The sequence below is a fragment of the Bradyrhizobium sp. Kon10 genome, from assembly GCF_055807395.1.
Window position 1 is genome coordinate 1 of the sequence record NZ_JBVVOZ010000173.1, and the last position, 309, is coordinate 309.

The 309-nt window shown below is 60.2% G+C and carries 1 protein-coding gene; it reads right to left on the bottom strand.

Annotation, left to right across the window (positions count from 1 at the left end):
• Window positions 1-189: hypothetical protein (locus tag AC0L2O_RS36590; protein ID WP_473373177.1), on the bottom strand; the 189-nt coding region annotated here is incomplete at its 3' end.
• Between the last annotated feature and the right edge of the window lie 120 nt (window positions 190-309).

The window sequence follows — 309 nt, forward strand, 5'->3', positions numbered from 1 at the left end:
GGGAAGCGCACCCGTGAACTCGATCAGCGGCGACTCGTTTAACCCTTCCCATCCGTCGGGTGGTCGTTGGCCATAGACAATCCACAGTTCCGGGTTAAATGCGCCGACATTGACAAGGTTCTCGTAGTAGCCGCGCTCCAGGTTCGCATTGTCGCGGCTATTGAGGGTCGGCACTCTAATGTCGGCCATTGCGGTACTGACCGTCTCCCCGAGGCGATCGTGAACCACGGGGAGCGAGATGCAAACCGCGATCAACCCGCAGACACCGACCGACGCAACCGACCGTTGGAAACTGTACTGGCGGTCGGC